This window comes from Helicobacter pylori (assembly GCF_003637665.1).
GTDB lineage: Bacteria > Campylobacterota > Campylobacteria > Campylobacterales > Helicobacteraceae > Helicobacter > Helicobacter pylori_CK.
Map to the genome: position 1 here is coordinate 1 of NZ_MVWR01000019.1, position 10,052 is coordinate 10,052.

At 38.7% G+C, this 10,052-nt stretch carries 9 protein-coding genes and 1 pseudogene; 2 read left to right on the plus strand and 8 right to left on the minus strand.

The window, feature by feature from the left end; translation table 11 throughout:
- From EAL49_RS08375 to hofC, 3 genes and pseudogenes are all read right to left on the minus strand, one after another.
- Positions 1–498 (minus strand): annotated as a pseudogene (locus EAL49_RS08375) (DUF3519 domain-containing protein); the annotation flags it as partial.
- A 256-nt stretch (positions 499–754) separates the two neighbouring features.
- Positions 755–2,152 carry an outer membrane beta-barrel protein HofD gene (gene hofD, locus EAL49_RS08110; protein WP_162973142.1) on the minus strand — a complete coding sequence of 466 codons (1,398 nt, stop codon included), beginning with the start codon at positions 2,150–2,152 and terminating at the stop codon, positions 755–757.
- A gap of 73 nt (positions 2,153–2,225) precedes the next feature.
- Positions 2,226–3,812 carry an outer membrane beta-barrel protein HofC gene (hofC, locus tag EAL49_RS08115; RefSeq protein WP_120829741.1) on the minus strand — a complete coding sequence of 529 codons (1,587 nt, stop codon included), beginning with the start codon at positions 3,810–3,812 and terminating at the stop codon, positions 2,226–2,228.
- Between the two features lie 285 nt (positions 3,813–4,097).
- Between hofC and EAL49_RS08120 the strand changes: the two genes are divergently transcribed.
- Positions 4,098–5,042, plus strand: coding sequence for a catalase family peroxidase (locus EAL49_RS08120; protein WP_120829742.1), 945 nt, complete (start codon positions 4,098–4,100; stop codon positions 5,040–5,042).
- Entirely contained in the window at positions 5,014–5,226 is a 213-nt protein-coding gene (locus tag EAL49_RS08570; protein ID WP_120829743.1) for a hypothetical protein, read from the plus strand. The genes EAL49_RS08120 and EAL49_RS08570 overlap by 29 nt, the downstream gene beginning before the upstream one ends.
- On the opposite strand, the gene EAL49_RS08130 is transcribed toward EAL49_RS08570, so the two are convergent.
- The 5 genes from EAL49_RS08130 to EAL49_RS08150 all read right to left on the minus strand — a co-directional run.
- The gene (locus EAL49_RS08130; protein WP_120829744.1) at positions 5,141–5,623 is read right to left on the minus strand and encodes a DNA (cytosine-5-)-methyltransferase; all 483 of its coding nucleotides are present in this window, start codon (positions 5,621–5,623) and stop codon (positions 5,141–5,143) included. The two genes, EAL49_RS08570 and EAL49_RS08130, sit on opposite strands and share 86 nt — an antisense overlap.
- A gap of 5 nt (positions 5,624–5,628) precedes the next feature.
- Positions 5,629–7,428: a translational GTPase TypA gene (typA, locus tag EAL49_RS08135; RefSeq protein ID WP_120829745.1), complete on the minus strand. Its 1,800-nt coding sequence runs from the start codon at positions 7,426–7,428 to the stop codon at positions 5,629–5,631.
- A gap of 45 nt (positions 7,429–7,473) precedes the next feature.
- Positions 7,474–8,322, minus strand: coding sequence for a glycosyltransferase family 9 protein (locus EAL49_RS08140; RefSeq protein WP_120829746.1), 849 nt, complete (start codon positions 8,320–8,322; stop codon positions 7,474–7,476).
- Positions 8,288–9,925, minus strand: a complete 1,638-nt coding sequence (locus EAL49_RS08145; protein ID WP_120829747.1) for a class I SAM-dependent methyltransferase — start codon at positions 9,923–9,925, stop codon at positions 8,288–8,290. The genes EAL49_RS08140 and EAL49_RS08145 overlap by 35 nt, the downstream gene beginning before the upstream one ends.
- 8 nt (positions 9,926–9,933) lie before the next feature.
- Positions 9,934–10,052: outer membrane beta-barrel protein (locus EAL49_RS08150; protein ID WP_120829512.1), on the minus strand; the 119-nt coding region annotated here is incomplete at its 5' end.

Consider the following 10,052-nt stretch of genomic DNA (forward strand, 5'->3'; position numbering starts at 1 on the left):
ATCCTCCCTATAAGCTGCGCCTGCGACTTGTCCGTTTTCCTCTTGCAAGAGCTTCTCTAACGCTTCCTTAGGCTTTAGAGCAAACTCGGGGTAATTCTTGCCAAATTCTTTGAGTGGGGTTATAGCGTGTTGTAAATCGCGCGCTTTTTCTTTGATTTCATCGCTCGCTTGTTTGATTCCATTATTAAGCTCTTCAATGATTTTAAGCGTGTTGTTTGAAAATTTAGCGTTTTGTGCGCTTAATTCTAACTGCTTACTAAATTCGCTTATAGATTGGCTTCGTTCAAGCGCTCTTTTAATGTGATACTTTAACGCCGCTCCTGCGGTGGCTTCGTTCAAGGCTTTCGGTAATTTCACTCCTAAAATGCGATCGGGCGCGTTGCGGTATAAAGTCCCTAGCGTGAATTTAGTCCACTGATACTTTAACGCTCCGCTTAGAGTGGTCGCTAAACCTTGGCTTAAATTTTTCGTTGTAGCTGGCTTTAGGCTCTCGGCGATCTTAGCGTCGTTTTTAAAAAGCTTATGAAATCCGCTCGCTATGTCAATGTATTCTTTAGCTTTGGGTGTAGTAAAAACTTCATTTTTAAACTCGTTTAGCTTGTTGAAGAAATGCGTAGGTGTGGTGTTTTGTTCTAGTGTATTAAAGATTGAACAATAAAGTTAAATAAGGCTTTTGAGTATTAATATTTGATTGGAGCAGAGCCTTTTAATATTTTAAAAAGGCTAATCAAAAATATCCATTAAGGATAAAACGCTAGTAAATCCTAAAACCATAAGTGATATTAAACATTATATGGCTTCGGTCAGAATACACATTGTGCGTTAAAGGCTGTGTCCCAGGCCCGTTAGGATCGACTGGAACATACATGCCACAATACCCAATACAATAGCCTTTTTTGGTGATATTGCCATAATATTCTAGTTTTAAATCCATTCTAATATTATACTTATTAGAAAAATAACTCAAAAAGAGCGCGAGACTCCTTTCATCAGCCCTTGGGCTATCCGTCCAACGGCCTAAAATTTTCCAACTAAACCCCCTATATTGTGAGCCTACATACAAAAACCCGTTAATAACATCAGCGCCAACAATATTGTTGATTTCTGCGTCATAAATACTATTCGTCCAAATGTTATACCCCAAAGGATCCCCATAAATACCTATATCACCATTAGCGTTACCGATATTTTTATAGACACTGCCCCCAAATTGCCACTTGTTATAGTAAAAACGGGTGCGGAAGAAATAAGTTTGCCCGCTCTTTCCTAACGGCACTTGTTGGAAGAGGATAATATCATTTTGATTAGCCGGAGTGGGAAAAATGGGGAAAAACCCCACGAAAGTGCCTACAAAACGAAAACCCTTATTGTTGAAATTAGGGTTGGTGTCATAAGTGATATTAATGCCTGGTGCATACATTCTTTGAAAGATCGCATAAAAATAAGGGTTGATTTTTAGGTTGTCTTTTTCGTATTTCAAATCAGCTACCATTAGAGCCTTACCGCTTGTATAGTAACGCCCAAAATACCAAAACCAGTCGCTTGACGCTGAAGCCCTAGCGTCTGAATACATCACTCTGAATCTGGTGTCTTTGTATTTGACAAAGCCTTCAACCCCTTGAGTGTAAGAAGTGAACCAATCATACTCTTCAGCATCATAGCGCCCCCCTTTCACGCCAAAACTGAATTTGTCTTTTTTGTAGTTGTAGCTCAAAAAAGCGTTATGCACCATGGCTAAACGAGGTTTTTGCACTTGCAAACCACTATGCCCCGCATACCAACCAATATATTGCCAAAAGATACCCGCTCCAAAAGGATCGGTCCTAGAGCCGGGCTGGCCATTAGGGATATTGTTGCCTTGATAAGCGGTAGAGTCATAGGGGAGCGCTGCCATCATAGCCCCCACTTCCGCTCTCAAACCCTTGTATAAACCCATGCTCAAATTCAATTCGCCGAGCAAAGAAGTGTAGCTACCTGTAGGATAAATGTCTTTAGAAGGTTGGTATCTTTGGTTGTTAAAGCCAAACTTGGTATAGCTGCTCACCTTTCCAACAATGCTCATGTTGAATTTATAAGCTTGAAGTTTGGATAAAAAAAGACTAGAAAAAAGCAAAAAAAATAGAGAGTAAGAAAAATATTTCTTAATTTCCAAAACCCTAACTCCCAAAGATATTAAAATAAAAATACAAAAAAGGCATATCTAAGAGATAGGGGGAGAAACTCTCTTAGAAACTATAACTGATATGCGTCATCAAATGGCTTCTGTCTTGGGTAATGCTTTTTGCGATACCGCCCATGTTTTGAGGACCTTGCGCGAACGCAGAAGATTCAAACAAACCATTATTCAAGTTAAGCGGCTGACCGTTTGGCCCAAGGAAACCGGTTCCAGGGTTGTAACCCGCACGAATTTGGAACTCTAACCATACGAGTTTGAGACCCGCTTTAACATGCTTGCTGAACTGATAGTCTAGATACATACCAATACCATATTCCAAAGCCCTTGGTGCAGTGGTGAAGCGCTGATAAACGCTCCAACTGAACTTACCATGCTTGCCTCCACCTTTAACATACTCGGTGAACGCATCAGCATCGGTAATGTTGTCAATCCCCGCAAACCCTAAGCTGTAGATACTGCCGACCCATTGTTCGATACCATCCACAGCGATGATGTTACCCCAAGTACCTAAGTTCATGTTAGGGTTACCAATGTTGAGATAAGCACCACCAACCACAAAGTAGTTGTTAATATCTATATGGTGGCGTAAAAAGAGCGTCGCACCACCAGGACCTTGCAAGCCACGCCACTTACCATTATCCAAGAACGGATCCCAAGTGTTATAACGAGCGGGCGCGTAACGACCGTATTCAGCGTTATTCCAACGATAGTCATACAACACATAAAAAGTCGTTCTGTTCCTCATGCCCATACCGTTAAACTCAGGATTGGTATCGTATTCTATTTTAGCACCAGGCAATGTGCCTACCTCTGGGATGAGATACACATAAGGGTGAATCATTAGATTCTTTGTAGGGCGATAAATAATACCCGCCTTATGAATACCCCAAGGCTTTTCACGATAGATAGGGAACAACCACTGACCGTCAGCAATACCACGACCCCAAGAGCTAAAGAGCAAGAACTTCATCTTATTCGTAAGCTTGAAAGTCCCATAAAACCCTTGGAACAATTGGTAAATCCAATCCATTTGCTCCTGCTCAGTAACATCAAAGCGCCCCATTACCATATGGACTCTGTCGCTATCATAGGTCAAATTCGCTTTATAAACTTGATAACGCCTTGAGCCACCAGGCAAGTAGGCGTTAGCCGGATAGTAGTTAGGGAACAAGCCGTTCCACTCACCCATATACTCCCAACCAATACCTCTAGGGTTAATGACGCCACCTGGCCCTGATTGCTCCCACATTTTAGTCGCATTCATACAAAGGCTCATAGAATCAGTGCCGCAAGAAGTTTTATCCCAATAGCTTGGGGGGGTAAAATCCTTCGCCCACCTGTCATACCTAGTGCTATCATAAACTTGTCCGCCCAAAACACCGCCTAAATTCACGGTCCATCCCCTACCTAAATGCACAGACCCCTCTAGCTTACCCGTAAGGTTAACAAAAGTCTCTGTAGGATAGATACCTTTAACAGGGTTAATAGGCGAATGGTTAAAACCCACTTTAGCAAAATTGATAAAATCTCCATGCACTTCATAAGTAACCGCCCCTAATGAACCCGTAGTGAACAATAGTGGCAAGGTAAAACGCTTTAGCAATGCAACCGCAACTTTTCGTTTCTTTAATTTCATTCCTCTTCCTTACTTTACCTGAGAATAGATAAATTACTCTGTAGAAATAATTGTAGCATAAAAGAATATAGATTTAGTTTAAAATCAAGCTAATTTTTCTTAAAAATCACAAAATTTAAAACACAAATTTATACTTAAAAGCTTGCTAATGAGCATGCAAATGGATAGGATAATTTTTTAAGACCTAATAAGATATTGAAAAAAGGCTTTTTTAAGGCTCAATAGGGAATTTACTGATACAATAAAAAGCGTTGTTTTATATAGAAAATAACAATAAGGAAAAAAATGAAAAAAATTGGTTTAAGCTTGTGTTTGGTTTTGAGTTTGGGTTTTTTAAAAGCCCATGAAGTGAGCGCTGAAGAGATTGCGGATATTTTCTACAAACTCAACGCCAAAGAGCCTAAAATGAAAATCAACCACACTAAGGGGTTTTGCGCTAAAGGCGTGTTCCTCCCTAACTTACAAGCAAGAGAGGATTTAGATGTGCCATTACTCAATGAAAAAGAAATTCCTGCGTCTGTAAGGTATTCTTTAGGAGGTGCGATAATGGACGATAAAAGCAAAGTTAGGGGAATGGCGTTAAAATTAGAAAATCAAAACGCTAGCTGGACAATGGTGATGCTCAATACAGAAATCAATTTCGCCAAAAACCCTGAAGAATTCGCTCAATTTTTTGCGATGAGAATCCCGCAAAACGGCAAAGTGGATGAAGCAAAAATCAAAAAGCTTTATGAAGAAGTCCCCTCTTATAAAAATTTTGCCGCTTACACAAAAACCATAGGGATCAGCTCAAGCGTGGCTAACACGCCTTATTACAGCGTCCATGCATTCAGGTTTAAAGACAAAAAAGGGGAATTATTGTCTGCAAGGTGGAAATTTGTGCCAACCGATGGCATTAAATACCTTAACCCCCAAGAATTAAAGCAAAAAGATTCAAATTATTTGCTCTCCGCATTCCAACAACACCTTAAAACTAAACCCATAGAATATAAAATGTATCTGGTGCTTGCGAATAAAAATGACGCTACTAACGACACGACCGCGCTTTGGAAGGGCAAACACAAGGAATTATTAGTAGGAACACTAAAAGTTAAAGAATACGAAGGGATGGGCTGCAATAAAGATGTGTATTTCCCAGCCGATCTCCCTAAAGGCGTAGAAGCCCCTACTGATCCCTTATTCCAAATCAGGAATGAAGTTTATGGGATCACTTTTAGCAGGAGGCAATAAAAAGGCTAAGGCAAATCAAAATATGAGTTGGTTGAAGAAATGCGTTTTTATGGGTTTGGGGAAGTGGAATTTTTGTTTAAAGCGTTTAAGCGCGCCCACTAAAACACTTCTTCTCTTATTTGAGGCACACCATAATCTAGGGCGTTTAAAATGGCATGCTCTAAAATATAACCTCTCTCTTTAAAAGCGTTACAAATTTGTTGGAACAATTGCCCTTTTTGCATAGACATTAAACCCACCACATTTTCAAAAACAAATATTTTTGGTTTCACTAAATCTAAGATCCGCAAATATTCTTTAAACAAATTCGCTTTTTCATCCATTTTTCTTTTGCCAAGCGTAGAATAGCTCTGGCATGGTGGTCCGCCTAGTAGAATGTCAATTGGAACGCATGGCAAGTTATGGCAATGAAGTTGCATAATATCGCATAAAATGGTTTGTGCCTCTTTATGATTGGCTTGATAGCTTAAAATGGCGTCCTTGTCTATATCGTTAGCCCATATCAATTCAAAATGAGGGTGCTTAGAAAAGCCATAGCTCAATCCTCCAGCACCACAAAAAATATCTGCTACTTTATACAAATTACCTATTTTTTCGCCCTTTTCCTCATGTTAGGGTCTAAAATCTTTTTTCTGATCCTTAAATTCAAGGGGGTAACTTCTAAAATCTCATCTTCTTCAATCCATTCTAACGCTCTTTCTAACACCATAGTCCTAGGCGGGGTGAGTTTGATCGCATCATCGCTCCCGCTCGCTCTCATGTTGGTTAAATGCTTGGATTTAATGGGATTGACATCTAAATCATTATCCCTGCTGTGCTCGCCAATGACCATGCCCACATAAACCTTCGTTTGGGGGTTGATAAAAAGCGTGCCTCTTTCTTGGATATTGAAAAGGGAAAAAGCGGTCGCTTCGCCATTTTCCATGCTAATGAGCGCCCCATTTTTGCGCGATTCCACGCTCCCGCTGAAAGGGCGGAATTCCAAAAAGCTATGATTCATCACGCCTTCGCCCTTAGTGTCGGTTAAAAACTCACTCCTATAGCCAATAAGCCCTCTTGCAGGAATTTCAAATTCTAATCTTGTATAGCCATCACTCATGGGATTCATCGCTTTCATCTCGGCTTTTCTTTTGCCTAATCTCTCAATGATAGCCCCGCTAAAATCTTGGGGCGTGTCAATCACCAAATGCTCAAAAGGCTCGCATTTAACGCCATTTTCTTCTTTAATGATGACTTCAGGGCGTGAAATGCTAAACTCAAACCCTTCACGGCGCAAGTTTTCAGCTAAAATGGTGATTTGCAATTCCCCACGCCCGCTCACTTTAAACTTACCTTCGCCCATTTCTTCGCATTTCATAGCGATATTGGTTTGCATTTCTTTTAAGAGCCTGTCTTTCAATTTGTTAGCAGTAACATGCTTTCCTTCTAACCCGGCTAAGGGTGAATCATTGACAGCAAAATACACGCTCATCGTAGGCTCTTCTAAATGCATGGGATCTAAAGGCATGGGGTTAGCAGGATCAACGACGCTATCGCCCACATCCATTGCATTAAAGCCGGCAATCGCTACAATATCGCCCGCATAAGCGTTTTCAATCTCAGTTCTAGCTAGCCCTAAAAAGCCTATAAGCTTAGTGATACGGCCATTTTCTTTACTCCCATCGCTTTTCATCAGCAGCACGCTTTCATTCTTTTTAACCGAGCCATTAAACACCCTAGCGATACCGATTTTGCCCACATAATTGTCATAATCAAGCGTAAAAATTTGCATTTGCAAAGGCTCATCAACGCTCCCGCTAGGGCTTGGCACATGCTCTAAAATCGTTTCAAACAAAGGCTCTAAATTTTTCTTTTCATCGTCTAAACCTTTCATCGCATAGCCATCTCGTGCGGCGGCATAGACGACAGGGAAATCCAATTGTTTATCGCTAGCCCCCATCGCTACGAACAAGTCAAAAACTTCATCCACCACTCTGTCCGGTTCAGCGGCAGGCTTATCAATTTTATTCACCACCACAATGGGGCAAATCCCAAAACTCAAAGCCTTTTTAACCACGAATTTAGTTTGAGGCATGACCCCTTCTTGAGCGTCCACTAAAAGCAACACCCCATCCACCATTTTCAAAACGCGCTCCACTTCGCCCCCAAAATCAGCATGCCCGGGAGTGTCAATGATATTGATTTTAGTGTCTTTGTAATAAATAGCGGTGTTTTTAGACAGGATAGTAATGCCTCTTTCTCTTTCTAAATCATTGCTATCCATCACCCTTTCATCCACTTTTTCCCTCTCACTAAATGTGCCAGATTGAGAAAGTAAGCCATCGACTAAAGTGGTTTTCCCATGATCAACATGCGCAATTACAGCGATATTTCTAATATTTTTCATGAATGTCCTAACAAGCAAAATTGAAATTAGAAGTATAACACAATATTATAATAGCCCCAAATGGCGGAATTTTTTGGCTAAATCTTGTTCTATAGAATGGCTTTTGTGGGCTTTTAGAAAATTTTTATTCCCACCATTAGGTGGCATGAAATCGTCATTATCCCTATAAAAAAAGATAAAATAATTTTTCTTTAAATAGTAAGCCAAATGGATCAAAAACGAATCCCCCCCCATATACAAATCGCTTTCTAAAATCAGGTTTTTAACTTCTTCTAAACTGGTTTTAGCGCGATAGTGAGCGACTTCATCTTTTAAAAAAGCGTATCGTTCTTCAAAATCTAAAAGCGTAACACAAAAGGGTTTTAAAAGTTTTAAAACGATTTTTAAATGTTCTAAAGGGATACTTCGGTCTATGGATCTTGTGAAAGGGTTGATTAAAATCTTTTTGGGGTTTTTTAAATTCATGGGATATGGGGGGTTATCAAAAACATGCCCATAAATTTGAGAAAACAACTCCTGGCGGTTTTGATAAACGTTTTTAATTTCTTTATTTGGAGTGGTTATGGAAACAAATGGGGTTAAAAGAAAACTTCTAAAATCTTGTTTTTCTAAAATCAAATGTTTGATTTTGTGCTTCTTAAGCGCTTTTAACAACCATAAAAAATCCTTCATCGCCAAAAAAACGCCTTGTTTTTTAAGATCATAAAAAGCAGGGACATTTTCAAAAAGAGGAATGATTTCAAAATGTTTTTCACATTCTAAAAGCCTGGCGATTTTTAAAGTCAAACGAGTGCCTAGGATTTTAATGGGCTGTTGCTGTTTGAAAGCGATTTCTTTTAAAAGGCTAAGCGTGATGAGGTTATCCCCTAAAGCCAAAAGACAAGCAACATGCATGGTTTTTCCTGATGGTGAAATGTTTAGGGTCTTTTTTTTCTATCCCTAAATTTTTTAAATAAAATTTTTCATCAAAACTATTGTTGATAAATTGCGCAAATAGGGGCAAGCATTCCAAATCTTTTCTTAAAATTTTATGCGTTTTAAAAAGCGATTCAAAAATAAATTGCATTAAATCGCTGTTTAATAATTCTTTTAACGCATGAGCGTTGATAGGGAAATTTTCTTTTAAAACAAACATGTTCGCGCTGTTTAAAAAAAGGCGTTGCTTATTATCATAAAAAAAGACAAGCTTTGAAGAAATGAATTTATACACGATTTTTTCTCTAGCCTGATAAAGGCTTAAGGGGGCGACTTGTTGGCAGTCTTTTAAATCAGCGTTAATGAATTGGCTAGGGGCTTTTAATCTGTCTTTTAAAATATCTGAACCCCTAAAAATAGGAATGGTATTTTTTTCTTGCTTGGAGTGTAATCTTTCTTTATTGTTGCCTGTAACAATCCCTAAAGCAAAATGAGCGTTATTTTTTAAAGTGATATGAGAAAGGGAAAAAAGGTGGTCTAAAATTTTATTTTTTTGGTGAGAGCAATGGATATTAAAAATCTTTTTAGGGTTGTTCAAAAAAGAAGAGGGCGAGCGTTTGAACTTACTATTTTGATAAAAGCATGAGATTTTTTGATCCTTGTTAGGGGTTTTTTTAAGCACCAAACCCACAGCCTTAGTCATTAGATTTTTAAAAGGTTTGTCAAAATCAATCAGGCTTCTAATTTGAAACTTTAAAGCCACTTCTCGCATTTTTTTAAACGCATCAATATTCAAACAACTTTCGGGTAATAATAGCCCCAAATGAGCGTTTTCTTTTAAGCAATTCAAACTCGCTACAAAAAAGAGCGACGCGCTATCTAGGCTTTGAGAGAGATTGAATTTCTGTTTGAAATTTTCTTTTTGGTTTTGGTTGTATTTCTTACCCCATGGCGGGTTGGTGAAAATGCAATCAAATTGCGGGGTGTGTTTTAAATTTAAAAAATCTTTTTGCATAATATTAGGGCAATCTAAATGATAACGCTCTTTAATACGCTTTTTAGTCAAAGCGATAGCGAAAGCGTCTGTATCATAGCCATAGATATTTTCAACCTTAAAACCCAGTTTTAAAGCATGCATGATAAAATTCCCGCTCCCCACAGCCGGATCGCAAAAAGTCGCTTGAGAAGCATCAAAATCTTTAGGGAGAGTGAAAAGTTGTTCTACTATCCTGTTAGGGGTGTAGTAAATGCCTTCTAAATTTTTGGTGGTGTTAGAAAGTTCTTCTTCATAATAAGAACCCAACTTTTCTAAATCAGAGCTATTTTCTAATATTTTTAGGTATTTTAAAATCAATTCTTGATGGTTATGCGTGCTTTTTAAGGATTTGTTAGCGTATTTGTTGAGTTTGTTTTTCCCTAAATGGTTGCGGCAAAAATCTAAAAAAGAGCTTGTTTTCACATAAATTTTATGATCAATCTCTAATTCCTCTAAAAGATTGGTTTTGATCCAGTTATGCACGCTGCTATGAGAAACATTGATTAGGCGAGCGATTTCTTCAATAGAAAGATCGTTTGAAAGCATTTACCCCCCTAAAAACTATAAACATAACTCACATTAAACGCCACAAGGCGTTTAAAAAACAAAGAAGTGTTCAACCCTTTGCCATGCGTTTCATAAAAGGAATTGACCGCTAAAGGGATTTTTAAGC